25 protein-coding genes are annotated in these 26,602 nt (G+C 69.5%); 7 read left to right on the top strand and 18 right to left on the bottom strand.

All coding sequences use genetic code 11. The annotated features are described in order from the left end of the window. Position 1: 1 nt before the first annotated feature. The 3 genes from ribH to IU459_RS07275 all read right to left on the bottom strand — a co-directional run bounded on the left by ribH (position 2) and on the right by IU459_RS07275 (position 2,679). Positions 2–481, bottom strand: a complete 480-nt coding sequence (gene ribH / locus IU459_RS07265) for a 6,7-dimethyl-8-ribityllumazine synthase (RefSeq protein ID WP_195128699.1) — start codon at positions 479–481, stop codon at positions 2–4. Between the two features lie 30 nt (positions 482–511). Then, the gene (locus tag IU459_RS07270) at positions 512–1,756 is read right to left on the bottom strand and encodes a bifunctional 3,4-dihydroxy-2-butanone-4-phosphate synthase/GTP cyclohydrolase II (RefSeq protein ID WP_195128700.1); all 1,245 of its coding nucleotides are present in this window, start codon (positions 1,754–1,756) and stop codon (positions 512–514) included. 299 nt (positions 1,757–2,055) lie between these two features. Continuing rightward, a complete protein-coding gene (locus tag IU459_RS07275; protein WP_195128701.1) occupies positions 2,056–2,679 on the bottom strand; it encodes a riboflavin synthase in 624 nt (207 codons plus the stop codon). Between the two features lie 619 nt (positions 2,680–3,298). Here IU459_RS07275 and IU459_RS07280 point away from each other — a divergent pair. Continuing rightward, the gene (locus IU459_RS07280; protein WP_195128702.1) at positions 3,299–3,769 is read left to right on the top strand and encodes a hypothetical protein; all 471 of its coding nucleotides are present in this window, start codon (positions 3,299–3,301) and stop codon (positions 3,767–3,769) included. 6 nt (positions 3,770–3,775) lie between these two features. Here the strand turns inward: IU459_RS07280 and rpe are convergent, their stop codons facing one another. After that, on the bottom strand, positions 3,776–4,432 hold the full coding sequence (gene rpe / locus IU459_RS07285) for a ribulose-phosphate 3-epimerase (RefSeq protein ID WP_195128864.1): 657 nt from the start codon (positions 4,430–4,432) through the stop codon (positions 3,776–3,778). Positions 4,433–4,528: 96 nt separating this feature from the next. On the opposite strand from rpe, the gene IU459_RS07290 reads away from it, so the two are divergent. Further along, positions 4,529–4,951, top strand: a complete 423-nt coding sequence (locus IU459_RS07290; RefSeq protein ID WP_195128703.1) for an anti-sigma factor — start codon at positions 4,529–4,531, stop codon at positions 4,949–4,951. Then, entirely contained in the window at positions 4,951–5,814 is an 864-nt protein-coding gene (locus IU459_RS07295) for an RNA polymerase sigma factor SigF (RefSeq protein ID WP_440446468.1), read from the top strand. Before IU459_RS07290 ends, IU459_RS07295 begins: the two co-directional genes overlap by 1 nt. A gap of 6 nt (positions 5,815–5,820) precedes the next feature. On the opposite strand, the gene IU459_RS07300 is transcribed toward IU459_RS07295, so the two are convergent. From IU459_RS07300 to def, 4 genes are all read right to left on the bottom strand, one after another. Continuing rightward, on the bottom strand, positions 5,821–6,171 hold the full coding sequence (locus IU459_RS07300; protein WP_195128704.1) for an MmcQ/YjbR family DNA-binding protein: 351 nt from the start codon (positions 6,169–6,171) through the stop codon (positions 5,821–5,823). A gap of 49 nt (positions 6,172–6,220) precedes the next feature. Further along, positions 6,221–7,549 (bottom strand): transcription antitermination factor NusB, encoded by a 1,329-nt coding sequence (locus IU459_RS07305; RefSeq protein WP_195128866.1) that lies wholly within the window; start codon positions 7,547–7,549, stop codon positions 6,221–6,223. Between the two features lie 413 nt (positions 7,550–7,962). Beyond that, positions 7,963–8,886, bottom strand: coding sequence for a methionyl-tRNA formyltransferase (gene fmt / locus IU459_RS07310; protein WP_195128705.1), 924 nt, complete (start codon positions 8,884–8,886; stop codon positions 7,963–7,965). After that, complete coding sequence (gene def, locus IU459_RS07315; RefSeq protein ID WP_195128706.1) at positions 8,886–9,452, bottom strand: peptide deformylase; 567 nt, start codon at positions 9,450–9,452, stop codon at positions 8,886–8,888. Before def ends, fmt begins: the two co-directional genes overlap by 1 nt. Positions 9,453–9,750: 298 nt before the next feature. Between def and IU459_RS07320 the strand changes: the two genes are divergently transcribed. Next, complete coding sequence (locus IU459_RS07320) at positions 9,751–10,230, top strand: hypothetical protein (protein WP_195128707.1); 480 nt, start codon at positions 9,751–9,753, stop codon at positions 10,228–10,230. Positions 10,231–10,347: 117 nt separating this feature from the next. Here IU459_RS07320 and IU459_RS07325 read toward each other — a convergent pair whose 3' ends face one another. Both IU459_RS07325 and IU459_RS07330 read right to left on the bottom strand, forming a co-directional pair. Continuing rightward, complete coding sequence (locus IU459_RS07325; protein ID WP_324198781.1) at positions 10,348–10,914, bottom strand: DUF6098 family protein; 567 nt, start codon at positions 10,912–10,914, stop codon at positions 10,348–10,350. Then, positions 10,911–11,852 carry a saccharopine dehydrogenase gene (locus tag IU459_RS07330; protein ID WP_195128708.1) on the bottom strand — a complete coding sequence of 314 codons (942 nt, stop codon included), beginning with the start codon at positions 11,850–11,852 and terminating at the stop codon, positions 10,911–10,913. Before IU459_RS07330 ends, IU459_RS07325 begins: the two co-directional genes overlap by 4 nt. A gap of 212 nt (positions 11,853–12,064) precedes the next feature. Here IU459_RS07330 and IU459_RS07335 point away from each other — a divergent pair, with 212 nt between their 5' ends. Together IU459_RS07335 and IU459_RS07340 are read left to right on the top strand one after the other, a co-directional pair. Next, positions 12,065–12,442, top strand: a complete 378-nt coding sequence (locus tag IU459_RS07335) for a hypothetical protein (protein WP_195128709.1) — start codon at positions 12,065–12,067, stop codon at positions 12,440–12,442. Between the two features lie 27 nt (positions 12,443–12,469). After that, positions 12,470–16,738 (top strand): cation-translocating P-type ATPase, encoded by a 4,269-nt coding sequence (locus IU459_RS07340; protein WP_195128710.1) that lies wholly within the window; start codon positions 12,470–12,472, stop codon positions 16,736–16,738. Here IU459_RS07340 and IU459_RS07345 read toward each other — a convergent pair. The 3 genes from IU459_RS07345 to IU459_RS07355 form a co-directional block, all read right to left on the bottom strand. Further along, complete coding sequence (locus IU459_RS07345) at positions 16,719–17,726, bottom strand: alpha/beta fold hydrolase (RefSeq protein ID WP_195128711.1); 1,008 nt, start codon at positions 17,724–17,726, stop codon at positions 16,719–16,721. The two genes, IU459_RS07340 and IU459_RS07345, sit on opposite strands and share 20 nt — an antisense overlap. Positions 17,727–17,786: 60 nt before the next feature. Beyond that, positions 17,787–18,425, bottom strand: a complete 639-nt coding sequence (locus tag IU459_RS07350) for a PadR family transcriptional regulator (protein WP_195128712.1) — start codon at positions 18,423–18,425, stop codon at positions 17,787–17,789. A 252-nt stretch (positions 18,426–18,677) separates the two neighbouring features. Then, positions 18,678–19,259, bottom strand: a complete 582-nt coding sequence (locus tag IU459_RS07355) for a TetR/AcrR family transcriptional regulator (protein WP_195128713.1) — start codon at positions 19,257–19,259, stop codon at positions 18,678–18,680. A 74-nt stretch (positions 19,260–19,333) separates the two neighbouring features. Between IU459_RS07355 and IU459_RS07360 the strand changes: the two genes are divergently transcribed. After that, on the top strand, positions 19,334–20,179 hold the full coding sequence (locus IU459_RS07360) for an SDR family oxidoreductase (protein ID WP_195128714.1): 846 nt from the start codon (positions 19,334–19,336) through the stop codon (positions 20,177–20,179). A gap of 139 nt (positions 20,180–20,318) precedes the next feature. Here the strand turns inward: IU459_RS07360 and IU459_RS07365 are convergent, their stop codons facing one another. The 5 genes from IU459_RS07365 to gmk all read right to left on the bottom strand — a co-directional run bounded on the left by IU459_RS07365 (position 20,319) and on the right by gmk (position 26,598). Beyond that, a complete protein-coding gene (locus tag IU459_RS07365; RefSeq protein ID WP_195128868.1) occupies positions 20,319–22,718 on the bottom strand; it encodes a primosomal protein N' in 2,400 nt (799 codons plus the stop codon). A 102-nt stretch (positions 22,719–22,820) separates the two neighbouring features. Then, positions 22,821–24,032, bottom strand: coding sequence for a methionine adenosyltransferase (metK, locus tag IU459_RS07370; protein ID WP_195128715.1), 1,212 nt, complete (start codon positions 24,030–24,032; stop codon positions 22,821–22,823). A 232-nt stretch (positions 24,033–24,264) separates the two neighbouring features. After that, the gene (gene coaBC / locus IU459_RS07375; RefSeq protein ID WP_440446469.1) at positions 24,265–25,569 is read right to left on the bottom strand and encodes a bifunctional phosphopantothenoylcysteine decarboxylase/phosphopantothenate--cysteine ligase CoaBC; all 1,305 of its coding nucleotides are present in this window, start codon (positions 25,567–25,569) and stop codon (positions 24,265–24,267) included. Positions 25,570–25,627: 58 nt separating this feature from the next. Further along, on the bottom strand, positions 25,628–25,909 hold the full coding sequence (gene rpoZ / locus IU459_RS07380) for a DNA-directed RNA polymerase subunit omega (RefSeq protein ID WP_324198782.1): 282 nt from the start codon (positions 25,907–25,909) through the stop codon (positions 25,628–25,630). A 104-nt stretch (positions 25,910–26,013) separates the two neighbouring features. Beyond that, positions 26,014–26,598 carry a guanylate kinase gene (gmk, locus tag IU459_RS07385; RefSeq protein ID WP_195128717.1) on the bottom strand — a complete coding sequence of 195 codons (585 nt, stop codon included), beginning with the start codon at positions 26,596–26,598 and terminating at the stop codon, positions 26,014–26,016. Between the last annotated feature and the right edge of the window lie 4 nt (positions 26,599–26,602).

Raw genomic sequence — 26,602 nt, forward strand, 5'->3', positions numbered from 1 at the left:
GCTACGCGGACTGCCGTAGGGCGCGCAGCGTCAGCGCGGCGTCCAGCGCCGCGGCCGCCGCCTGCTCGCCCTTGTTCTCGTGCGACTCCGGCAGCCCCGCGCGATCCAGCGCCTGCCGCTCGTTGTTCGTGGTCAGCACCCCGTTCGCGACGGGCGTGCCCTCGTCCAGCGAGACCCTGGTGAGCCCGGCGGTCACCGCATCGCAGACGTACTCGAAATGCGGTGTGTCACCGCGGATCACCACGCCGAGCGCGACCACCGCGTCGTGCGACTTGGCCAGCTCTTGGGCGACCACCGGCAGCTCCATGGCGCCCGCGCAGCGCACCACCGTGATCTGCTGGACGCCGGCGTCCTTGGCCACCCGCTCGGCGTTCGCCACCAGGGTGTCGCAGATCTGGGTGTGCCAGCGCGACGCGACGATGCCCAAGGTGAGGTCCTTGGCATCCTCCAGCGCGAAAGTCGGTACCCCGGTACCGCTCATCAATGTCCGCCTTTCCGGTCTGTTCGCAGGTCAGTGCGCCGTCTCGCCGAGATCGAGCTCGTCCAGCCCGATCAGGTCGTGCCCCATCCGGTCCCGCTTCGTGCGCAGGTAGTGCAGGTTTTCCGCGTTGGCGCGCAGCGGCATGGGCACCCGCTCGGTGATCCGCAGACCGTAGCCGTCCAAGCCGACCCGCTTGGCCGGGTTGTTGGTGAGCAACCGCATCGAGCGGATGCCGAGATCCACCAGGATCTGCGCGCCGGTGCCGTAATCGCGGGCATCCGCGGGCAGCCCCAGCTCCAGATTCGCGTCGACCGTGTCGTGTCCGGAATCCTGTAGCTGGTAAGCCTGCAGTTTGTGCATCAGGCCGATGCCGCGCCCTTCGTGGCCGCGCATGTACAGCACCACACCGCGGCCCTCGGCCGCGACCATTTCCAGCGCGGCGTCCAGCTGCGGGCCGCAGTCGCAGCGCAGCGACCCGAACACATCGCCGGTCAGGCACTCCGAGTGCACGCGGACCAGAATGTCCTCGCCGTCGCTGATGTCGCCGCGCACCAGCGCGACATGCTCCACCTCGTCGTAGATGCTCTGATAGCCGACGGCCTTGAACTCGCCGTGCGCGGTGGGGATGCGCGCCTCCGCGACCCGCACCACATGCTTCTCGTGCTTACGCCGCCAGGCGATCATGTCCGCGATGGAGATCAGCGCGAGCTCGTGCTCGTCGGCGAAGACGCGCAGCTCCTCGGTGCGAGCCATGTGGCCCTCGTCCTTTTGGCTGACGATCTCGCAGATCACGCCCGCGGGCCGCAGACCGGCCATGCGCGCCAGGTCGACGGCCGCCTCGGTGTGCCCGGGACGGCGCAGCACCCCACCGTCCTTGGCACGCAACGGCACCACGTGCCCGGGGCGGGTGAAGTCGTCGGCCTTCGCGTCGGCGTCGGCCAGCAGCCGCATGGTGGTGGCGCGGTCGGCGCCGGAGATGCCGGTGGTGATGCCCTCGCGCGCGTCCACCGAGACGGTGTAGGCGGTGCCATGCTTGTCCTGGTTCATCGCGTACATCGGCGGCAGGCCGAGCCGGTCGCAATCGTCACCCGTGAGCGGCACGCAGATGTAACCGGAGGTGTAGCGGATCATGAAGGCGACCAGCTCCGGGGTGGCCTTCTCCGCGGCGAAGATGAGGTCGCCCTCGTTCTCGCGGTCCTCGTCGTCGACGACGACGACCGCCTTACCGGCGGCGATATCGGCGACTGCGCGCTCGATGCTGTCGAACCTGGTCACGTCTGCTGTGCTCCATCTCGAAATAGGTGCCTCACCACAGTACTGTGCTTGTTTTGCCGCGCCTGCGCCGCGGCGTGTTCGCGACTGTGTTTCTGGCCGCGGCTTCGCCGGGGCGTGTTCGCGGCACCCTGATGGCTCGGGCCGCGAACAGACAATGCTCGGTCTCGCTTTCGCTCGAAAACATGAGCCGGGCTGATGTGGTCGCGTCCAACGGCAGGCGCGGGACGTGCACCCGGCCACGGACAGCGCTCACGGTCCCGCGCCTTCCCTGCGGACCGGGACGAGCGGGTGGGACACGGCTAGCCGCGCTGTTGGAGGCGTTCGACGTACTTGGCGATCACGTCGACTTCCAGGTTCACGGTCGCGCCGACGGTGGCCGAGCCGAGATTGGTCATCGCGAGCGTGGTGGGGATCAGGGAGACCTCGAACCAGTCCCGGGCGCCGGTCTCGGTGGGTTCGCCGGAGACTCCGAGTCCGGAGACGGTGAGCGAGATTCCGTCCACGGTGATCGAACCTTTCTCCACGACGTAGCGGGCGAGGTTCTCGGGCAGCGAGATCCGCACCACGTCCCAGTTCTCCGACGGGGTTCGCGAGAGCACGGTGCCGGTGCCGTCGACGTGGCCCTGCACCAAGTGGCCGCCGAGCCTGCTGTTCAGCGCCGCGGCGCGCTCCAGATTCACCTTCGAGCCGACGTCCAGCGTGCCGATGCTGGAGCGGTTGAGCGTCTCCGCCATGACATCGACGGTGAACGAGTCACCGCCGACGACGTCCACCACGGTCAGGCACACGCCGTTCACGGCGATCGAATCACCATGTCCGGCATCGGAGGTCACCAGCTTGCCCTTGATCGTCAGCCGCGCGGCGTCGGCCAGCTGCTCGCTGGCGACGATCTCGCCGAGTTCCTCGACGATGCCTGTGAACATGTGCCCTGACTCCCTATCGCGTCGTTGTCGTCCAGTTGCGCCAACAGCGCGGGCACCGGACGCTATTCCCGCGCATCCTCAGCCTAATGGGCGCTCTCGGACGTAGTCCGTCCTCAGGCCGCGCATGGGCGGAGTGAAGTGAAGATACGCCTGACGACGGCGGGGTCGTAGGAGACAGCGCACCGGGGTGAAACCGACCGCAGGCGATCAGACCCGAAGCAGACCGCGGCCAGGCCGATGGCGCCCGGGAACAAGCCCACACCAGGAAAGTGGAACAAAATATGTCCAGACATCTGGGAAATTGTCGGGCGCACCGGCGTGCGATAACTATTCGACCGAATTCTGGATACCGCTCGACGCCATTCATGCGGCGTCCTGAGCGCGATTCCTGATCGATACCCCATCGCGACACGGTTATAAACGAGAATTTGCGCGCGAACGGACCTGGAGAGATATTGTTATCCGGCTGACTTCTCCCGTTCAACTTTTGGCGTTGCACACTCGGACCGACTGATCGACCAGGGCGCATGTCCTACGCCCGGACACATGACCCGCACTACTCGAGGAAGCCGGAAAATACAGTGCGACAAATCGAGTTCGACACGGTTGGGGGCGCGATGTGACCACATTTCTCGATTCGACGCCGGAAGTGCGCTGCGCGCGATATCGCCGCGAATTCCAGCTGCCCGCATCGGTGGATCCCGGCTCGGGCCGCATTCTGCTGCACATCGGCATCGACTACGGGGCCGTCAGCATGCCCGCCGAACTCGGCGAACAGGTGTTGCGCCGACTCGGCCAGGACGGAATCGCCGGGCCGGTCGTCGACCATCCACGCGCCCGGCGCTGGACCTTCCTGACCGGGCCTGGCCAGCCCGGCGGGCTCAGCACCGCGGTCTCGGCCGAATTGTTCCGGCTGTACGCGACGGTGGCCGGTGCGGGCAGTCAGGTGGTGCTGCCCTCGCCGGACGACGAGCGCACCGGCTACCGCATCTGGATCCGACCACCCGAGACGGCGGCGCACCGGCCGCCACCGGAGGCGGTCATCGCGGCGCTTCGTGCGGTCGCCGCGCGGAAAATCCGTGCCAGGTAGGGCTTTTCAGCGCGCCTGCACCGCGGCGGCCCGCCGACGCAAGGCCTGCACGGTGGCCGCGGGATCGGCGGTGTTGTAGACCGCGGATCCGGCGACGAAGCAGTCGACGCCCGCCTCTGCGGCCGCCTCGATGGTGTCGGCGTTGATGCCGCCATCGATCTCGACCAGCAGCCGTAGCTCCCCGGAATCGACCAGGTTGCGCACGATGCGCGCCTTCTGCAGCACCTCCGGCATGAAGGACTGCCCGCCGAAACCCGGCTCCACGCTCATCACCAGCAGCGTGTCGAACTCACGGAGAATCTCCAGATACGGCTCGATCGGTGTGTTGGGCTTCACGGAGAGGCCCGCCTTCGCGCCCGCGGCGCGGATGTCGCGCGCGACCGCGATCGGATCGTCGGTCGCCTCCGCGTGGAAGGTCACGTTGTGCGCGCCCGCCTCGGCATACGGCGGCGCCCAACGGCCTGGGTCCTCGATCATCAGGTGGCAGTCCAGCGGGATGTCAGTGGCCTTCAACAGGCTCTCGACCACGGGCAGGCCGAGTGTGAGGTTCGGCACGAAGTGCGCGTCCATCACGTCGACGTGCAGCCAGTCGGCGCCGGCGACGGCCTGCGCCTCGTCCGCGAGGTGCGCGAAGTCGGCGGAGAGGATGGAGGGGGCGATCATCGGCGCGACCGGCCGCGGGTAACTCGGGTTGGACACAACGCCGCAGTCTAATGGCCGCGAGGGTTGCCCAGCGCGGGAGTGGGTAGCCTGCATAGGGTGATCAATTTTTCGGCGGAACAGGGGCTCTACAGCACCCCGGTGGAGATTCGGGTGGCCGCGTCGGTGACACAGCTGCCCATCGTGCGTGGGCTCGCCGAAACCCTCGTCCTACTCAGCGATTTCACGCTGGACGAGGTGGCCGACGTGCGACTGGCCGTCGACGAGGTCTGCTCGACCCTGATCGCGGTCGCCGCCGCGGAAACGAGCCTGAACTGCCGGTTCACCGTCGGGGACACCGAACTGCTCGTCCGGGTCGACGGCATCGCGGAGAAGCCGGGGCTACCGGACCAGCGCAGCTTCGGCTGGCACGTCCTGCGCACGCTCACCGACGCGGTAGAGGCGACGCAGGATCCATTCGACGCGACGGTTTCCGGATATCCGACAACGGTGGAGTTCCGTCGGGTCCGGGGGAAGGCGTAGTGGCGGACGAAGAAACCGTGTTCGACTCCCGCCCCGACGACGACGCCGACACGCTGACCACGCAAGACGCCGCCGAGGACAATGAAACCGTCGAAGCAGCGGACGCGGTCCTGGGATACGACGATGTCGGCCGGCTCTTCGAGCAGCTTTCGGCCAGCGAACCCGGAACCGCGCGGCACACCGCGCTGCGCGCGGAGCTGATCAGCCGCTGCATCCCGCTCGCCGATCACATCGCGCGCAAGTTCAGCGGCCGTGGTGAGCCGTTCGACGACCTGACCCAGGTGGCCCGCGTCGGCTTGGTGCACGCGGTGGACCGCTTCGACGTCGAGCGCGGTTCGAACTTCCTGTCTTTCGCGGTGCCGACCATCATGGGCGAAGTCCGCCGATACTTCCGGGACAACACCTGGGCGATGCGAGTCCCCCGGCGCGTCAAGGAGACTCACCTACGCATCGGCGCGGCGATCGACTCCCTCTCCCAGACGCTCGGCCGCTCCCCCACCGCGAAGGAGATCGCGGCCGAGCTCGACGTGGACCCGGACGAGGTGACCCAGGCGGTCATCGCGGGCAACGCCTACCAGCCGAGTTCGATCGACGCGGCCACGCTCGGCCGCGACACCGACGCCTCCCTGCTGGACACCCTCGGTGAGGAAGAGTCCCAGTTCGACCGGGTCGAGGAGTACGTCGCGATCCGGCCGCTGCTGGCCGGGCTGCCCGAGCGGGAGCGGCGCATCCTCACCATGCGGTTCTTCGAATCGATGACCCAGACCCAGATCGCCCAGCAGATGGGCATCTCCCAGATGCACGTGTCGCGCATCCTCGCGAAAACCCTTGCCCGCCTGCGCGAGCAGTCCAGCCGGGAATGACCGCGCTCACCTGGCTTCGCGGTCGCGCAGTCTGCGCACCTTCGCCGGAGCGGTGAGCCACCAGGCGTCGTCGAGCAACTCGCGCAGCTGATCGGGCGCGACGCGATCCAGATCGATCAGGATGTACGCGTAGCCGTCGTAGTGCGGTGTGGTGTAGAAGGCCGGATCGCCGGAGGCGAGCAACGCCTCCTTCTCGGCCGGATCGCAGGCCAGCACGAGCCCGCCCTCGGCCTCGCTGCGCAGCCGGGCGAACCCCTTGCCGCCGACCTTCAACGCCGGACTGCGCCACCAGGTCGATTCCTCGACCGCCGGAAGTTCGGTCGCGAGCGCCACCACGTCCTGCCAGGTCATCGTCATGATCCGAGTGTGCGGCACGGACGCGGCCCCGGCTTGGACGAATGGAATGTCAGCGTGGTTTGCGCAGTGCGGCCAGGAACATGGCGTCGGTGCCGTGCCGGTGCGGCCACAGTTGCGCTCCCGGTCCGTCCCCGACGTCGGTGACGCCGGGCAGCAGCTCGCGGGCGTCCAGTTGTTCGGCGCCGAGACGGCGCACGGCGTCGGCGACGATCGACACGGTCTCCGGCAGATGCGGTGAACAGGTCGAGTACAGCACGACACCACCGGGACGCAGCAGATCCCATGCGGCGGTGAGCAATTCGCGCTGTAAGACGACCAGCTCGCGAACGTCTGCCGGGGTGCGCCGCCAGCGCGCCTCGGGCCTGCGGCGCAGCGCCCCGAGGCCGGTGCACGGGGCGTCCACCAGGATGCGATCGTAGCCAGGGTTCAATCCGCTGGCGCGGCCGTCGGCGACATGCACATCCACCGGAAGGTCGTGCACGGCCTTGCGCACCAGTTCGGCGCGATGCGCGGCGGGCTCGACCGCGTCCACCCGGAAGCCGTCGATCGCGGCGAGCGCGCCCAGCAGCGCGGCCTTGCCACCCGGCCCCGCGCACAGGTCGAGCCAGCGACCGTCGTCCGGACCGTCGAGCGCGGCCCGGGTCAGCGCGAGCGCCACCAGCTGGCTGCCTTCGTCCTGCACGGCGGCCATGCCTTCGCGCACCGGTTCGAGCTTGCCGGGGTCGCCGCCGTCCAGGTACACCGCGTACGGCGACCATCGGCCCTCCTCGCCGCCGGTCACCAGCGCGAGTTCCTCCGCGGTGATGTCGCCGGGCCTGGCCACCAGGTGCACCAGCGGTCGTGCGTCGTCGGCGGCGAGCACGTCGCCCAGCTCGCCCGCTCGCGCGCCGAGCGCATCGGCGAAAGCCTGCGCGATCCACACCGGGTGCGCGTACTCGAAAGCCAATCGCCCAACGGGATCGGCGGGTGCTAGAGCTTCGACCCACTGCTCCGTGGTCTTCTCCCCGGCCCGCCGCAGCACGGCATTGACGAAACCGGCCTTGCCGGTGCCGAACTCCGCGCGCGCCAAGGCCACCGAGGTGTCCACCGCCGCATGCGCACCGATCCTGGTGCGCAACAGCTGGTAGACGCCGAGCCGGAGCACGTCCAGCAGTGGGCCGTCGATTTCTTCGATCGGCCTGCCCGCACCCTCGGCGATCACCGCGTCGAGCAGACCCAGCGTCCGGCACGCACCGTAGGCGAGTTCGGTCGCCAACGCCGCGTCGCGTCCGGACAACCCTCGTTCCCGCAGCAGCGCCGGCAGCACCAGGTTGGCGTAGGCGTCGCGTTCGCGAACCGCTCGCAAGACATCCCTCGCGACCGAACGCGGCGGATCGATCCCTTCCCGACGGGTCGATCGCCCCGGGGAGCCTTGGCGTGCATTTTTCGCAGCGGTACGCGCGGGACGCCGTTCGGCGGCGCGATCGGTTCTTCCCTCAGCCGAGCGCTGCCCCGCGGAGGCGCGCCGTTCGTCGCGCTTGCGCCCGCCTGCCTCGCCGCCGCTACCGTCGCGCCGGGCGTCGGCCCGGGGACGCCCGGTGCCGTTCCGGTCCTGCTTCGCGCCTTCCGTCGGCCGGCCACTCTCGGCGGAGCGCCGCTGCCGTGCACCACTCGGCCCCGCGTCTTGTCCCCGTGGCCGGTCGGTCTCACCGGACCGAGTCGTGCGGCGGGAATGTTTCCCGCGATCAGGTGCGGCATCCCGCTTTTCCCGGCGGTCGCCACGCCCGTTGTCGTGCCCGCCTCCGCGCGAGCTCACTCGACCACCGCGCCGGGTTGCAGCCGGGCACCCCGCGCCCAGTCGAGCGCGGCCATCATCCGCTTGCCTTGCGGTTGAACCTGATCGAGCCGCACCGCGGTGGTGGCGGTACCGATGAAGACACCGGACTTGCGGACTTCGATCACCCGCTCCGGCAGCACCTCCTCGACCAGTTCGACCGGGCCGAGCTTCAGCCGGGTGCCGTTGACCTCGGTCCACGCCCCCGGCGCGGGAGTCACCGCGCGAATACGCCTACCGATGGCGAGGGCGGGCTGATCCCACCGGATATGCCCGGCCTCGACTCCGACTTTGGGCGCGTACGACACGCCGTCGGTGGACTGCGCGACCGCCTGCAACGAGCCGTCCGCCACGCCGTCCAGCGTCGCTTCCAGCAGCCGGGACCCACTTTCGGCCAGCCGCTCCAGCAGCGTGCCCGCGGTGTCGGTGACGGAGATCTTCTCGGTCACCATGCCGAACACCGGCCCGGTGTCCAGTCCGGCCTCGATCTGAAAGGTCGACGCGCCGGTGAACTCGTCACCCGCGTCGATCGCCGCCTGCACCGGCGCCGCACCGCGCCACGCGGGCAGCAGCGAGAAATGCAGGTTGATCCAGCCGAAGCGCGGAATGTCGAGCACCTGTTGTGGCAGCAGCGCGCCGTACGCCACGACGGGGCAGCAGTCCGGCGCGAGTTCGGTGAGTTGCGCGATGAATTCAGGTTCCGACGGCCGCACTGGGGTGAGCACCGGGATGCCGTGCTCGTCGGCCAATCTGCCGACCGGCGACCTGGTCACCTTCCTTCCGCGTCCGGACACCGCGTCCGGCCTGGTCAGCACGGCGATCACCTCATGGTGCGGCGATTCCAGCAAGCGCCGCAGCGACGGCACCGCCGGTTCCGGGGTCCCCGCGAAGACGACGCGCATCAGCCACCCAGCCCGAACGGGTTGGGCCGGCCCGCACCGCTCATAGACCGGGCGGGACGCACCGTCACACCCGCGGCGAACCAATCGGACTCGCGGATCACTCGCATTGCCTCCTTGCGCTGGGCCGGGTCGAGACGATCGATGAACAGCACGCCGTCGAGATGGTCGGTTTCGTGCTGCACGCATCGTGCCAACAGGCCGTCGGCCTCGAACGCGACCGGCGCGCCGTCGACGTCGACGCCGGAGGCGCGTACGCGCAGAGCCCGCCGCGTGTCGTAGCGCAGACCGGGAATCGACAGGCACCCCTCCGGCCCGACTTGTTCTTCGTCGCCGAGGACTTCCCACTGCGGGTTCACCAGATGACCCGCGGCTTCGCCGGTGTCGTAGACGAACACGCGCAGCCCGACCCCGATCTGGGGCGCGGCCATCCCGACGCCGCCGTCGTCGTGCATGGTCTCGGTCAGATCGGTCACCAGCTGGCGCAGATCGCGGTCGAAGGCGGTGACCTCCGCGGCGCGGGCACGCAGGATGGGATCACCGAACAGGCGAACGGGCTGAATGGTCACGGCTGGCTCCCGGAGCGGACGAACAGGTCGATTCATTCTAGTGAGACGACCGCAAATCCCCGATTCACCAGGCAGAAGCTGGTAGAACTCCTATGCGGTCCGGGCGGGGTGTCGCTGCCTCCGCCCGGCCGCCCGGAAACGGCCCCTTCTGCGGCGCCATGACGCGATGTGCCCACGCCGCCGCGGCGGACGGACCTACCGCACGAAAAAGAGCCGGGAAACGGTGCAGAGTGGCGTCGGCGTAGGCGTTCCCGCACCGGGTATTCCGCGGGAAACCCCGACGGTAGGAGGTGTCTTGATGACTACTCGGGTTACCCGATTCGCTGCATCCGTGGCCTTGGCCGGGGCAGCAGTGGCCGTGGCGACCGGGCAGGCAGCGGCAGCGCCGGCCAACGTGTCGATCAACGGCAACATGGAGGTGATGGGCATGAGCATCCTGCACATCGAGGCTCAGGGACAGGGAGACGGTCCCGCCACCGGCACCTATGTCGCCACCGGCCGGTTCGGCAACACGCCGCTGCCGCTGAAGGTGACCGGTCCCGTCACCTGCCTGAGGGTCAACGGCGACACCGTGTCCCTGGTCTACCCGATCACCACCGCCCAACCGGTCATGCTGTTCCCGCCCGACGCGATGGCGATCCAAGTCACGGTCACCAGGGGTCGCAACGGTGCGCCGAACATGATCGGCTACGGCATCCCCATGCCGACCAGCATGTTCCGAGACTGCCAGCCCGGCCCGACGCCGATGGTGTTCAATGGGACGGTCGACATCGGCTAGCCCGAACAACCTCGGCTACTCCAGCGGAGTCCATCGCGGCAGGGAGTTCGGTCTGTGGCGCAAGGACCGCGCCGGCGGTGGCCCTACGCCGAGGGTGTAGCGCGCTACTGCCGCCGCTCAGCGGCTTCGCTCGGTGGAGTCGCGGCCGACGCGGAATCGCCGGTGGTACAGGCGGGAGGCTTCGGTGAGGATCTCGGAATCGAGCCGGGCCAGAGGTTCGATGTCGGTGAGCAGGGGCTCATGATCCGGCCCGAACCCGGCGATCCGGCCGGTCAGCAGCCACGGATAGCGGTCCTCTTCGGCGCCGAGGTCGGCGTACTGGCGGATTCTGCGCGCAATCCATTCCTCGGCTGGGCGGGGCCACCAGTCCTCGGGCGCGACAGTACTGACCGACAGGCCGGGCATATCGATGTCGGCCTCGTAGTCGCGGCTGCGGCCACCTTCGAGATCTCGATCCGGGCCGTGGGAATACCGCAGATACACCGTATCGTTGCGGGCCCCGATGAGTTCGGCCACGTCGGACAGCCGCCGCAGCACCGGCAGCTGGTCCCCGCCTCCCCTACTGCGCGGTCGGGCTGCGGCCGTTTCCGCGTGGGCGGAATCTGCGCGGCCCATGAAGATCGTGTGCCCAGGCGTCGCTGTTGTATGCGCACGGCTGCCTTCGGCCAGCACGGTCGTTTTCACCGCTGAACCGTCGGTTTCACCGTTCCGATTGCTATGCCGGTGTCTGTGGGTAGGTCGGCGAGTGTCAGCACGTTGTGGAGGTGGTGCACACCTGGCCCCATGCCGGTCGCGGCGCGAACAGCGGCGGCCGCCAGCAGGGCGGTGGCCCGGGACTGGCTGCGACCGTGCGCCCAGCGCGTGAACCCGGATCGGGTCCGTGCCAGCACCGTCCACTCGTCGCTTCCCGGAAGATGAAGCCCGTGCGGCAGCCGTGCGGTGCCGGGAATCCATGTTGCCAGGCCCAGTCCGATCGTCGCGATGCGGGAATCGAGGGCGAAGTAGGTGCGCACCCGAATACCCAGGTCACGGGTCAGGACGTGCTGGTCGGAGAAGTCGGCCCGGAACAATCGGCGCCGTCGGCGGCCGGGGAACTCGAAGACCCGCGGCCGGGTGTAGTTGCGAACGCACTCGCCACCGGCCCGGAATCTCCGGCCGAGCAGGCGATACGACCACTCGGTCGCGGCCGCGCCGTGCCGCTCCCCCGCGCCGAGCAGCACCGCGATGTCGATAGGTCCTGGTGACTGCGCATGCACGGCGGAAGCCAGGAGATTCGTCAGGCCGGGCGCCAGGCCGACACTGAGAATCACCGGCCTGGGCGGCGCCGTCCGCTCCAGCAGAGCGACGTATTCGGTGGACGCGGTGACGTCCACGAACGCCGATCCGCGCTCGGCGGCCTGCTGGGCCAAGTGCGGATCCTCGGAACCAGAAGTGTTGACGACGACGTCGATCCCATCGAGCGCCTCCCGGTAGGACCGCAATCCTGGTTCGCTGAGGTCGATTCCGACATCCGCACGGGCCGGGTCGCGTCCGGCCACCATGACGATGTCACCGGTTCGCCGCAGTTCGGCCACCAGGTGCCGCCCGACTGCTCCGTATCCGCCCAGAACGAGGACCCTCATCGCGGTTGCTTCTCCTCGCAAAATCATGCTTCCATTTGACTAGAGTGTCACTATAGCGAAAGTTTCGACTGCCTGGTTCCCGACCGTCGCAGCGGCGATGCCGAGGTAGGTGACCAAAGTCCATCGACCGCACCGCCAAGGGACGTAGCGGCTCGGGGCCGACCCGGCTTGGCTGGATCACATACTCAGCGAGGACCAAGGAAGGGATGGTCATGTCCGAGAAGGCAACGGCCAAGAAGGCCCGGGAATCCGGTACCGAAGCGGAACCTGCGGTGCCCGAATCCGGCACAGAACCATCGGCGGAAACGGCGACCGCCGAGCACGATGGATTGCGCGTCCCGATCCCGACGCTCGGAGTGCGGATGACGCGAGTCCCGCTGCTGCCCGGGCCGCGAACGGTGGCCAGCGGCGTTTCGTCGGCGACTGCGGCGGTGCTGCATCAGGTGCCGGATCGGGAGTCGCTGCTGTACTACGGCGGGCTCGGTGCGGCGGCCGCCACCGGCCTGGTGTCGTGGCCGGTGGCAGGGGCGATCGGCGTGGGTGTCTGGGTGGCGGAGCACGCCCGCCAGCAATCGTCCGCCAGCCGATAGAGCCGCGTCGAACAGCGGACTCCTGGCATGTTCGGCATCGGGAAAGCCGTGCGATTCGTGTCCACGCTGGCCGTGGACACGGTACGGGCGACGAGCAATGAGCTCGTTGGACGGCAGACCTGGGAACGCCCGGGTCGCGCGCACATCGAGACCCGAGGCGTCCACCGCACCGACGCTCCCCCGAACTATCTGGCCGCCCTGCGGCACGCCGTGGGCGGCGCCGACGGTGTGCGCTGGGTGGCCGTGAACGGCATTCTCGGCGACGTGGTCGTCGATTTCGACCCCGAGCACACCGATGTGGCGCGGCTGCGCGACATCATCGCCGAGGTCGAACGCACGCACGGAATGGCGCACGTGCCCCGCAACCGGCCCATGCATCCGGGTGGATTCGAGCCGGTCTTCGACGAATTGCTCACCCTCGGCGGTGACCTGCTGGGTGCGGCCGCCGGGCTGGTCGGCCGGATGCTCCCGCTGCCGACACTGCAGCCGGAAAGCATCGCGCTGATTCCCGCCATCGACCTGGTACCCGGCTTGCGTAACCGCCTCGACATCCGATTCGGCGCGCTGCGCGTGGAAACCGCGATCGCCTTGACGAGTTCGGTCATCGGCGCGGCCGCGCATACGCCACTGTCGGCCGTGGCCGACGCCGGACTGCGGGCCGTGCAGTTGCCCGCGGCGCTGGCGCGTCGGCATACCTGGGAAACGCGGGAACCCGAACTCGCCACGAACGCCCGTGTGGCGGCCGCGTCCGCGCAACCGCCACCCGAGACGCGCCCGATCCCGCTGCCGCCCGGCCCGGTCGAGCGCTACGCGAGCCAGGCCGGTGTCGCCACCGCTGCCATCGCCGCGACGCTGCTGCCGATCGGAGGCGTCACCAAGGCCGCCAGGGCCGTCGCGCTCGGCGCGCCACGGGCGGCCCGGATGGGCGCGCAGGCCCACGCCGCCGTGCTGGGCCGGATCCTGTCCAGTCGCGGCGTGCTGGTCCGGGATCCGGACGCGCTGGATCGCTTGGACCGCATCGACACCGTCGTCATCGACGCGAGCGTGCTCATCGAGCACGGCACCGCCGAACTGGCGCCGCTCACCGAGGCCGTTATCGCGGCCGCGCACGCGGTCGGCCGCGTCGTGGTCACGCCGAGAGCCTCCGGTATGGCTGAACGGGTCGGCGCGGACGGTGGCATCGGTGGCGGTGCGCACCTGGCCGACTCGGTGCACGAGTTGCAGGCCGAAGGACATGTCGTGCTGCTGATCGCCGACCACAACCGCCCGGGATTGGCCGCGGCCGACTGCGCTGTCGGGATCGTCTCCCCCGACCGCGCTCCGCCCTGGGCGGCCGACATCCTCTGCGGTCCAGGGCTGTCCGACGCCTGGCTCGTGTTGCGGGCCTGCGTGGCGGCGCGGCTGGCCAGCGAACGCAGTGTGCGGCTGGCCATGCTCGGATCTGTGTGCGGCGCGCTGCTCGGCCTGCTCGGGCCGCAGCGCGGCGCCTTCCAGCGCGGCGCCCTCCCGGTCGGCGTGTCCGCGCTGATCGCCCTGGGCGCTGGTGTGTGGGCCGCGGGAAGTCTCGCGCGGATGCCGTTGCCGCCGACCGCCGACGACACACCCTGGCACGCCATGCCCGTGGCGGAGGCGCTGGCGGCCCTGCAGACCGGCCGGCTCGGGCTGTCCCCCGAACAGGCCGCCCACCGCCGCACCGACGACTCCGATGCCGACGAGCGGACCGAGCGGCTGTGGCGGGCGGCCATCGCCGAACTGGACACCCCGTTGACCGCCCCACTCGCCGCGGGCGCGGGCGCCTCCGCCGCCAGCGGCTCGGCACTCGACGCCGGCCTGGTCAGCCTGGTGATGCTGGGCAACGCCGTGATGGGCGGGATCCAGCGTGTCGCGGCGAACCGGGCGGTACGCCGACTCGCCGACGTCGGCGCATTGCGGGCCAGGCTGCTGCGTCACGATCATGAAACCGTCGCGCGTGCGACGGAACTCGTATCCGGTGACATCGTCCTGCTGCTGGCCGGTGACGCCGTGCCGGCCGACTGCAGGCTGATCGAGGCAGACCACCTGGAAGTCGACGAGTCCAGCCTGACCGGTGAATCCATGCCGGTGCCGAAGGACCCCGCTCCGGTCGAGGCCGACGTGGTGGCCGAGCGAGCCAGCATGCTGTACGCCGGCACCACCGTCGTCGCAGGAACCGGCACCGCGGTCGTGGTCGCCCTCGGCCGCGCCACCGAAGCGGGACGCAGCGGCGCACTGGCCGACACGGAGGAGGCCCCGGGCGGAGTCGAGGCGCAGTTGCGTGCGCTGACCCTGATCTCGATGCGGGTCGCGCTGGGGGCCGCGGCGGCCGTGCTCGGGCTGGGAGTGCTGCGCGGGCGGCTGGGGGCCAGCGTCGCATCCGCCGTCGCGCTGGCCATGGCCGCCGTGCCGGAGGGCCTGCCGTTTGCCGCGACGGTCGCCCAGCTGGCCGCCGCCCGGCGCCTGTCCCGGCGCAACGTGCTGGTACGCACACCGCGGACGTTGGAGGCATTGGGGCGGGTGACCACCGTCTGTTTCGACAAGACCGGCACACTCACCGCAGGACATATCGAGCTGCGGCGGGTCAGCGACGGTCGTCGTCACGAACCGCTCGACGCGCTCGGCGACGGCCGCCGCGCGGCACTGGCCGCCGCGTTACGCGCCACGCCGCTCGATCCGGAAGGACGGCCGCTGCCACACCCCACCGATCGGGCCGTGGCCGAAGGAGCCGACACCGCCGGAATCACCCGCGACGAGGGCGAGCCCGGCTGGGGCATGGTGCAGGAATTGCCGTTCGAGCCCGGCCGGGGATTCCACGCGGTTCTGGGACGCACCGACGGGCGTCATCTGATCAGTGTCAAGGGCGCGCCGGAAATCGTGCTGCCGCGCTGCGTCGCCCGCCGAGGTGATGGCGCCACCTGTCCGTTCACCGCGGCCGATGCCGCCGAGCTGCACCAAACCGTGGAATCGCTCGCCGAACAAGGCTTCCGAGTCCTGGTCGTCGCCGAGCGCTCGGCCTCGCAGCGAAGCGAACTCGACACCGACCGCGTCGATCGGCTGGAGTTCATCGGGCTGCTGTGCCTCGCCGATCCGGTGCGGCCGACCGCCGCGGTGGCGGTGCGCGACCTGCGCGCCGCCGGTGTCGACGCGGTCATGCTCACCGGCGACCACCCCCAAACGGCCGCGGCGATCGCTGCCGAACTCGGCCTGCGCACCTCGGGCCGGGTGATCACCGGCGCCGAGGTCGAGACCTGTGGCGAGACGGAGCTGGCGGCGCTGGTCGCGGAGACGGCGGTCTTCGCCCGGGTCACCCCGGCGCACAAAGCGGCCATAGTGCGGGCGCTGCGGAAGGCGGGCCAAACGGTCGCGGTCACCGGCGACGGCGCCAACGACGCCCCCGCGATCCGGCTCGCGGATGTCGGAATCGCGTTGGGCCCGAGAAGTACGCCCGCCGCGAAACAAGCCGCCGACATCGTCGTCACCGACGAGCGCATCGAAACCATCGTCGACGCGGTGATCGAAAGCCGCGCCCTGTGGCGCTCGGTCCGCGACAGCGTGTCACTGCTGGTGGGCGGCAATTTCGGCGAAATCGTCTTCACCCTGGTCTCGTCGCTGCTGTCGGCGCGTCCCGCACTCAACGCACGACAGCTGCTGGCGGTCAATCTGCTCACCGATCTGCTGCCCGCGCTGATCGTCGCCGCCCGGCCACCTCGCGGCGTCACTCCCGAGGCACTGTTGACCGAGGGGCCGGACACGGCGGTCGGCGCGGCACTGAACCGGGATGTGACCACACGCGCGCTCGCCACCACCTTGTCCGCCTCGAGCGGATGGCTCGCGGCGCGCCTGGTATGCCCGCAACGGCAGGCCGGGACCGTCGGATTCGCCGCCCTGGTCGGCGGCCAGCTCGCGCAGACCATCGCCGCCGCACACGGTGATCCGCTGGTTCTGGCGGCCGGGATAGGGTCGGTCGCACTGCTGTTCGCCCTCGTCCAGTTCCCTCCGACGAGCTATTTCTTCGGTTGCCGTCCGCTGGGTCCGCTCGGCTGGACCATCGCGGTCGCCGCGAGTGCCGCCGCGCCGATCGCCGCTCACCGCGCGGAAGACGTCCTCGATACCGGAGGACACAGCCGCCTTCGACCGGCCCCCGGATCACCATCTCGACCAGCTGACAGCCGTCACGATCGGGGGGACGGCGTCCATGACCCGAGCGACCCAGGGCCCGAAGCACGCGACCCTGCGGGATCGGCGGCCGGGCACGCGGGCGTCAGGAATTCCCGGCGATGATCACCTCGGGGATGCCGGTGCCGAGCGGAACCGGCCTGCACACGGGGGCGGGACTGCTCGGATCGAGCAGGGTGAGCAGCAACTCCTGCACGAACAAGTCGTACACCATGTGGAAGTGCCCCGTGAGGTCGGACGGACAGAGATCCTGCAGGGCGATGTTCCGCGCGCCCGGCCCGCGCAGCGCGATGTTGTCGAACGGCTGGATCATCTCGTCCACACGGCTGCCGACGGTCACGTACCGCACGCCCGGCACGGTGTCGCCGCCCGCGTTGAGCTCGCGCATGATCGGTGAGTTCTCGGCCTGCTGCACGGCAGCGAGCGACGTCACCCGGGCGAAGGCGTCCAGGGCGCCGGGAATCGACTGCGCGATCGGGACCAGCCCGTACATCACGCCGCCATAGGTCGGCGAGGCGAGCCCCACCCACTGCCCGACCTTGGGCGCGCCGCCGAGCTTGTTGACGTAGTAGCGGGTCACATTGGCACCCTGCGAGAATCCGACCAGATCGACCTTGCCTGCGCCGGTCGCCGTGAGCACCCGATCGACGAACGCGCCGACCTGGTGGGCGCTCAGCACCAGATCCTCGGTACCGTAGCTCTCCGCGCCCGGACTGCCCCCGTAGTTCAGCGCGAACACGCAGAACCCGGCACCGGCCAGGCGCGGCGCGATGGCGGACCAGTCGGAGTACGCCGAGGAGTCGGTCCCGTGCGCGAGCACCACCGGCCGGGGATGCGCCGCGCTCGGTACGCAGCCGAAATCGTTGGTGCCCATGGGGGCGACGTTCGGATGGCTCTTCTGGTACCACGCGGCGGCCAGGTGGTCGGGCTGCGGCGGCGCGGCCTGCATCGGCACGTCGGCTGGGCGGAATCCGGCCGGCTCGGCCGACGCCACGCCGGGACCCAGCGCGGCGGTTGCGGCGAGGGCGAAGACCAGCACGGCCCGCCGCAAGTGTGAATTACCCCAGTTTCGAAAACCGATCGGCTGTCGCATATCACAATGATCGCTCCGATCGGCTCGAAATGCCCGTTGTATCGGGGTGTTTCGCCTCCCCTACTTCTCGGGGGTCTCGTCCTCGGCGAGAATCCGGTAAAGGGACTTCCTGGTCTCGGTGAGCAACTCCGCCGCACGCGCGGCCTGCTGCGGTGTGCCGGCCGCGGCGACCTGCGCGACCGCACCCATCAGCTGTCCGACGAGTGCGCGCAGGTCCATCGCCTGTGCGCCGACGTCCTGCTTGACCTCCGCCCACGGATCGCCCAGTTCGTCCCGATGAGTCGTGACGTACTCCACACCTGTCTCGGTCAGCTTCGCCGTCTTGCGCCCGGCAACCTTCTCGATGAGCACCAGCCCTTCGTCCTCCAACTGCGCCAGCGCCGGGTAGATCGACCCCGGGCTGGGCCGCCAGACGTCGTCGCTGCGCTCGCGGATTTGCTGGATGAGTTCGTAGCCGTGCATCGGCCGCTCGGTGAGCAGGAGCAATACGGCAGCGCGCACGTCGCCGCGCCTGCCCCGCCCGCCGCGACCGCGACCGCGACCGAAATGCGGGCCGAATCCGGGTCCGAAACCCGGCCCGAACTCGGGTCCGAATCCATGCCTGCCACCACGGCGGAATCGCCGTCCGTGCTCGAAACCATCCTGGCCCGGCAGCGGCCTGCGGCCCCGCCGTCCGAATTCACGATGTTCGTGTTCCATATCAGCCTCCCAAGGCTCTCGTGTTCTGTTCATATTATCGACGATATATCGTCAATGCATCGATCGCAAGGGTGGCCGGAAAGCTGGGATCGCTGCCAGCGTCTCGGCCCGAGGTCGGCCACCATGCCCGGCATTCACCGAAGGCGTTGACGAACCGAACACCGGCCGTCCTGAGGACCGCACGCAGCCGACCGCGAGCGTGAGCGACGGACGCACGCCCCCGACCGTTCGGCGAACAGACCTTCGAAGGGTTCAGGACACGAGCGAGTCGATCCAGCGCTCCAGCCGACGCCCCTCGGCAAGCATGAGCTCTGGTTCGTGAAATGTATTGGTCAGCAACGAGATGCCCTGATACGACGCGATCAACGCCACCGCGAGCTCGTCGGCGTCCGCGCGATGCATGGCCGCGAATTGCCGCTCGACCCAGTCGATCAGTTCACGCAGCCCGGCTGCCACCTCGCGGTCGAGCCCGTCGGCCCGCTTGCCCAGTTCCGCCGCCAAAGTCCCCGTGGGGCAACCGAACTGCGCGGCCACGTCACGCTGGTCGACCCAGCTTCGCACCAAAGCCTTGAGCCGTTCTTGCGGCGCGTCGCGCTGTTCCAACACGGTGATCAAGTCCCGGAGACCGTGCCTCTGCGCGGCGATCGCGGCCTCTACCAGCTGGTCCTTCGTTTTGAAGTAGTAGTACACGTTGCCCACCGGAACCTCGGCGGAGCGGGCGATGTCGGCGATCGTGGTCTTCTCGACACCCTGTTCGTGAAACACCTGAGCCGCGGCGGCAGCCAGCCGCTCCCGCTTGCCCGCCTTCGATACCGCTTCAGCCGAGTTAGTCACACAACTAACTATAGACAGGGCTTCGCCGACCGGCTAGGTTGCTTTAAGTCAGCCAACTAACTCAAGGAGTGGAAATGATCGTTGTCACCGGAGCGACCGGAAATGTCGGCGCACCGCTCGTGCGCCTGCTCGCCGACGCTGGGGAAGAGGTGACCGCTGTCTCGCGCCGAGGCACGGAGCAACCGCTGCCCGACCGGGTCCGTTCAGTGCGCGCCGATCTGAGCGATCCGGACAGCCTCTCCCCTGCCGTGACCGGGGCCGAAACACTGTTTCTCTTGCTGAGCGGCGAGCAGCTGGTCGCGGGACCGGAGCCCGAGCAGGTGCTGAAAGTCATCGCGGCGGGCGGCGTGCGGCGCATCGTCTTCGTGTCCTCGCAAGGTGTGGCGACCCGGCCCGAAGCCGAGGGGTACGCCCGGCTGATCGCCTACGAGCAGGCGATCCGGGATTCCGGACTGGAATGGACCTTCCTGAGGCCGGCGGGATTCTTCTCCAACACTTACGCGTGGGTGGAATCGGTGCGCACCGAACGACTGGTCGCCGCGCCATTCGGCGATATCGGATTGCCGTCGATCGACCCGGCCGATATCGCCGCGGTCGCGGCGGCCGCGTTGCGCGACGATCGGCACGCCGGTCAGGTCTACACCTTGACCGGGCCCGCGCTCGCCACACCGCGGGCTCAGGCCGAGGCGCTCGGCGAGGCACTCGGGGAGCCGCTGCGATTCGTCGAACTCACCAGGACACAAGCGCATTCGGCGATGCTCCGTTTCATGCCGGAACCGGTGGTCGAGCACACGCTGACCATCCTCGGCGAGCCGACACCCGCCGAACTGCGAATCAGCGCCGACATTCCACGCGTACTCGGGCGCCCCGCCACGAATTACGCCGATTGGGCCGCACGCAATCGAGTGGCATTCGCCTGAGCGACCGCCGCGGAGCGCTTCTCAACCCCTATTGGACCCGATGACCGCGTCTGGGTACGGAACTGGTCTCAGCGGTGGGTGACACCATGTCTGTGCAGCGATCCCGCTGCGACCGAGCGTCGACTGCGGAGGTCACCGGTCAGCCGATGTCGATCGGATCAATCTGGACGCGCAGCGGGGCATCGGAGCGATGTGTGCTGCGGACTGCCTGTGCCGCCCGCAGCGCCCTCGCCAGCGCCGCGCCCTGGCCGCGCGCGACGCGCAGCAGCATCCGTTCGACCTCGGCCGGGGAATCGCCGGAGGAGAAGGGTTTGCGAGCACCGTCCGGGAGCGGCACCGGGCCCAGCCGGTCGACAGTAGCGGGGAGGTCGGCCGCGGCGAGCAGTTCGGCGATGGTGCCGGCGGTGCCGTCGATCGCGGCGAGGCGGACCGCCGGCGGGAAGCCGACCTCGGTGCGGGCGGCGACCTCGGCGCGGGCGGCGTTCACCGGGTCCCAGCGGACCAGCGCCTGCACGGTGGGGATGGATGGTTCGGCCATCACGATGACCTGGCCGTGCGGGCGAACCAGCGCGGCGGCGCCCATCCAGCGGCGCAGCGTGTCCTCGGCGGCCCGCAGATCGGCGCGGCTGAGCAAGGCCCACCCGTCGAGCAGCAGCGCGACGCCGTACCCGCCGGGAACCACGGGTTCGGCGCCCACCGTCGCCACGACGACCTGCGGTCCCGGCTCCACAGTGTCGAGCACCGCGCCGCCGCCGGAACCGCGGATGGGCACGCCGGGGAACGCACGGCCGAGTTCTTCGGCCGTGCGGGCCGCGCCGATCACCACGGCGCGCAACGCGCGCGATCCGCACGCGGTGCAGCGGAACGCGGCTTCGGTGATCCCACACCAGCGGCAGGCCGGACTCTGGGCGGCCGCGCCGGCCTCCGGCCACGGTCCGCGCCGTCCGCGCGCTTCCGGCAGAGCAAGCGGCCCGTTGCAATGCCTGCACCGGGCGGGTGTACGGCATTTCGCACAGGCCAGGGCGGGAATGTAACCGCGACGCGGCACCTGAACCAGCACCGGCGCCCCCTCCTTCAGCGCGGCGCGGGCAGCTGCGAACGCCACACCGGGAATCCGCACCGCACGCGCCACCGGATCACGTTCCAGCGCGATGTCGCTGTCGCCAGGAGCGCTGATCCGCGGCGCGGTCTTCCGCAGAACGGCCCGGTCGGCGACCAGATCGTGGGCCCAGCCGGAATCGACCACCGCCTGGATTTCCGCGGTCCGTGCGAAACCGGCCGCCACGAACGCCGCCCCGGTCTCGTGCGCCCGCAGCATCGCCACCTCGCGTGCGTGCGGATACGGTGCGCGTGGTTCGGCGAAGGTGTCGTCGCCGTCGTCCCAGAGTGCGATCAGGCCGAGATCCTTCGCCGGTGCAAATACCGCGCTGCGCGTGCCCACCACCACGCGCGCCGAACCGCGCAGGACTGCCAGCCAGCGCCGATATCTGGCCGCGGGGCCGAGACCCGCCGCCAGTCCGACCGCCGCATCCCCCACCAGGCGGACACATTCGGTCAGCACCCGGTCGAGATCGCGTTGATCCGGCACCATGAGGATCGCGCTGCGGCCTTGCCCGGCCACCACAGCGGCGAGTTCGGCCAACCGCCGCGCCCAGTTCTCGCCGGGCAGCGCCTGCCAGGCGGCACGCGCCCCTTTTCCTTGCGCGAGCGCGGCGACGAACGCCGCGCCGTGGACATATCGCTCCCAGGGAGCGAGATCCACGTCTTTCCCCGGTAGTGCTCGTGGCCTCGACAATGGATCTCGGACAACCGCGTCCTGGTCCTCGCTGCTCCCGGCGGCGACCGGGTGCCCAGTCGAACACCCGTCGACATCCGGCGACTCGACCGGGCGGGGCAGTCCATCGGCACCCGAACTCGCGAAACGAGGCTCGCGCGGTTCGGTTGCGCCGGCAGATCCGATGTTCGGCTCGCGCGAGGCATTTTCGACATCGGCCGAGGCAGCCGATACACCTTCTGCATCCGGAGACGGCGTGGTGGACTTCGTTGCGGACACTCCGGTCGCATCGCCCAGGTCCGCCGAAGATGTTGCCGCGCTGCCGGTTTCCGCAGTGATCTCGCCGTCGGCCTCGTCTCCGGCCGGGCGGGCAGCAGTGAGATCACTGGAGGCGATCGAAACGACTTGTGCCGCAGCGGAGGCGGCTGACTTCTTCGTCCCGCCGGATTCGGTTCGAGCATGGCGCGGCGGAATGGCCAAGCGCAGGACGTCGGCGCGGGTGCCCGCATAGCGCGCGGCCACCGCGGTGGCCAGTTCGAGGATTTCCGGCGTCAGGACGCGCTCGCCGGAGACAACGCGTTCGAGTCCGACCAGCTTGCCTTCATGGTCGCTGTGGGCCAGGCGCGCGAGCAGATAACCGTCGACGAGACGGCCCGCGAACCGGACCCGCACCCGCACCCCGGGCTGGGCGAGTTCGTCCAGCTCGGGGGGCACCAGGTAGTCGAAGTCGCGGTCCAGGTGCGCCGGTGCCAGCAGGGGAAGCACGCGGGCAATCGGCCGCGATACGGCTGCGGAGCCCGCGGCCGGACGGTCCGCCGAGGTGGCGGAGGCGTCCGCCGCGGGTTCGTTCACTCCTGCCCGGTCGGGTCAGAGGCCGATGGCGGCGCGCAGCTTGCCCGCGCGATCGGTGTGCTCCCACGGCAGGTCGACGTCGGTGCGGCCGAAGTGGCCGTAGGCGGCGGTCGGCGCGTAGATCGGGCGCAGCAGGTCCAGGTCACGGATGATCGCGCCGGGACGCAAGTCGAACACCTCGGTGATCGCGGTGGCGATGCGCGCCGGATCGACCTTCTCGGTGCCGAAAGTCTCGACGAACAGGCCGACCGGGGCGGCCTTGCCGATCGCGTAGGCCACCTGGACCTCGACGCGGTCGGCCAGGTCGGCCGCGACCACGTTCTTCGCGACCCAGCGCATGGCGTACGCGGCCGAGCGGTCCACCTTCGAGGGGTCTTTGCCGGAGAAGGCGCCACCGCCGTGGCGGGCCATGCCGCCGTAGGTGTCGACGATGATCTTCCGGCCGGTCAGGCCCGCGTCGCCCATCGGACCGCCGAGCACGAACTTGCCGGTCGGGTTGACCAGCAGGCGGATATCCGAGATGTCCAGGGTGGGCACGGCCAGTTCCGCGAGCACCGTGTCGACGACCTTCTCGCGGATATCGGGCGCGAGCAGGTTGTCCAGGTCGATGTCGGCGGCGTGCTGGGTGGAGATGACCACCGTGTCGAGCCGGACCGGGCGGTCGCCGTCGTACTCGATGGTGACCTGGGTCTTGCCGTCCGGACGCAGGTAGGGCAGCACGCCGGACTTGCGCACCTCGGTCAGCCGGCGCGACAGGCGGTGCGCGAGCGCGATCGGCAGCGGCATCAGTTCGGGGGTGTCCTTGGTGGCGTAACCGAACATGAGGCCCTGGTCACCGGCGCCCTGCCGCTCGACCTCGTCGTCGGAGCCGCCGACGCGCGCCTCGTGCGAGGTGTCCACACCCTGCGCGATATCCGGCGACTGCGCGCCGATCGCGATATTCACACCGCAAGAATTCCCGTCGAATCCCTTTGCGGAAGAGTCGTATCCGATTTCCAGGACCTTTTCCCGGACAATTCGGGGAATATCGGCGTACGCCGACGTGGTGACCTCACCCGCGACATGGACCTGGCCGGTGGTGACCATAGTTTCCACCGCGACCCGGCTGCGCGGATCTTCCGCGAGCAACGCGTCGAGGATGGAATCGCTGATGGCATCACAGATTTTGTCCGGATGACCTTCGGTCACGGACTCACTGGTGAAAAGCCGACTGCCGGACGTGCGCACAGTTCTTCCCTCTCCCTCAACGGGTTACTCGTATCGGCTTGCGACAGTAACGCGGTGTCGCTCCTGCGCAACCCTTATATCTCAGACTATTCCAAACCACCGACGCGGCGGATCCCAAAGCCCAGCCGTCCAAGACAGCTGAACTCTCGGTGTCGCGGCGGTGCCGACGACCTGACGGCATCGCGAACAACCCGCCGATCAGCTGGCTATCCTGGCAGGCGCGCGGCCCGACTCAGCGCAACAACACACTCAGCGCGTCGAGCACCCGGCTCGCGAGCAACGCCTTCGAGCCGTGATCGAGCGCCTGCTCGGTGCCGTCCGCACCCAGCAGCCAGCCGTCGTTGGTGTCCACCTCGAACGCCTTGCCCTCGCCGACCGCGTTGACCACCAGCAAGTCACAGCCCTTGCGCGCGAGCTTGGCCCGCGCGTGGGTGAGGACGTCGCCGTGCTCGTCACCGGTCTCGGCGGCGAAGCCGACGATCGCCGTGCCGGGCAACTGACCGTCCCGCCGCGCCTGCACCAGGCCGGCGAGGATGTCGACGGTCTTGGTCAGCGGAATGACGTCGGGCTCGCCCGCGCCCTTCTTGATCTTGGCCGCGGCCACGTTGGTGGGCCGGAAATCGGCGACGGCCGCGGCCATGATCACCGCGTCGGCGCCGACCGCGTGCTTGTCGACGGCGGTCTTCAGCTGATCGGCGGTGGTGATGTGCACCAGGTCGACGGCGGCGGGTGCGGCCATCTCGATCGTGTTGCCCGCGATCAGCGTGACGTGGGCGCCGCGCTGGGCAGCGACGCGCGCGAGCGCGTAACCCTGTTTTCCGGAGCTGCGGTTACCGAGGAATCGCACCGGATCCAGCGGTTCTCTGGTGCCACCCGCCGTGATGACGACCCTACGGCCCACCAGGTCGCGCGGAATCGCGTCGGCACGCTCCAGGAGCAGCGACGCGAGGCCGAAGATCTCCTCCGGCTCCGGCAGCCGTCCCGGACCGGTGTCGGTGCCGGTGAGCCGGCCCGACGCGGGTTCCATGACGATCGCACCGCGGGCGCGCAGCGTCGCGACATTCGCGACGGTCGCCGGATGCTCCCACATCTCCGTGTGCATCGCGGGCGCGAACAGGATCGGACATCGGGCCGTCAGCAACGTGGCGGTGAGCAGGTCGTCGGCGCGACCGGTGGCGGCGCGCGCCATGAGGTCGGCGGTCGCCGGGGCGATGACCACCAGGTCCGCCTCCTGTCCCAGCCGAACGTGCGGGACCTCGGGCACGTCGGAGAACACGCCGGTGTGTACCGGGTTCCCGGACAGTGCCTCGAAGGTCGCCTTTCCGACGAACTGCAGCGCCGACTCGGTGGGAATCACCCGGACCTCATGTCCGGTCTCGGTGAAGCGCCGGACCAGAGAGCAAGCCTTGTAGGCGGCGATCCCTCCGGAAACGCCGACGACGATCCGTGTGGTCACTACGCCTCCGGCCGACTGATCCCCGCGTGCGCGGGGAGAACGACGACGATCCGTGTGGTCACTACGCCTCCGGGGGATCATCCCCGCCCGCGCGGGGAGTTCGATACTGCGGGCTCATGCGGCGAGCGCCAGGTGGCGCTCACTCGCCTTCGGAGTGCTCGAGCAGGTCGGAGTGGATCTCGCGCAGCGCGACCGACAGCGGCTTCTCCTGCAGGCCCGGCTCGACCAGCGGGCCGACGTACTCGAGGATGCCGTCGCCCAGCTGGTTGTAGTAGTCGTTGATCTGACGGGCACGCTTGGCCGCGTAGATGACCAGGGCGTACTTGGACGAGGTGCGCTCGAGCAACTCGTCGATCGGCGGGTTGGTGAGGCCGACCGGCGTGTCGTAGGCGGGCGCGGTCGTGATGTCCGTACTGCTCACTAGGGGGACTCCTGGTGTAGTGGATGTCGCATGAGCGACGGACCGGGCGTGCTTACGCACGCCGCCTTCCGGCGGGCCCTGATCACTGATGCGCAGGTTGGGGGTTACGAACTCGAATTCGTGCTAACGAACAACGATACCAACTGCTCACAGGCGCTGGTCACGTCGTCGTTCACGATGACGATGTCGAACTCGTCACATGCCGCGAGCTCGATTCTGGCCGTTTGCAAACGGCGTTCGATCACCTCGGGCGATTCGGTGCCCCGCGAGGTCAGGCGCGCCACCAATTCCTCCCAGCTCGGCGGTGCGAGGAACACCAGGATCGCCTCCGGCATCGCCCGGCGCACCGACCGCGCGCCTTCCAGGTCCACTTCGACGAGTACGGGAAGGCCCTCCGCCAACGCGGCGCGGACCGGCCCGGCGGGGGTGCCCGAACGCTGCAACCCGCCGTGGATGTCCGCCCACTCGAGCAGTTCGCCCGCCTCGATCATCGCGTCGAACTCCGCGCGGGAGACGAAGCGGTAGTCGAGGCCGTCGACCTCCCCGGGCCGCGGGGCCCGGGTCGTTGCCGACACGCTGAAGACCAGTTCGGGCAGTCGCTCGCGGACGCAGCGGACCACGGTGGACTTGCCCACGGCCGAGGGGCCGACCAGTACGACCAGTCGACCCTTCCGCGTGTGTTCGATCACCCTC

Origin of the sequence: Nocardia amamiensis (assembly GCF_015477605.1) — a bacterium.
In the GTDB taxonomy this organism is placed as follows: Bacteria; Actinomycetota; Actinomycetes; order Mycobacteriales; family Mycobacteriaceae; genus Nocardia; species Nocardia amamiensis_A.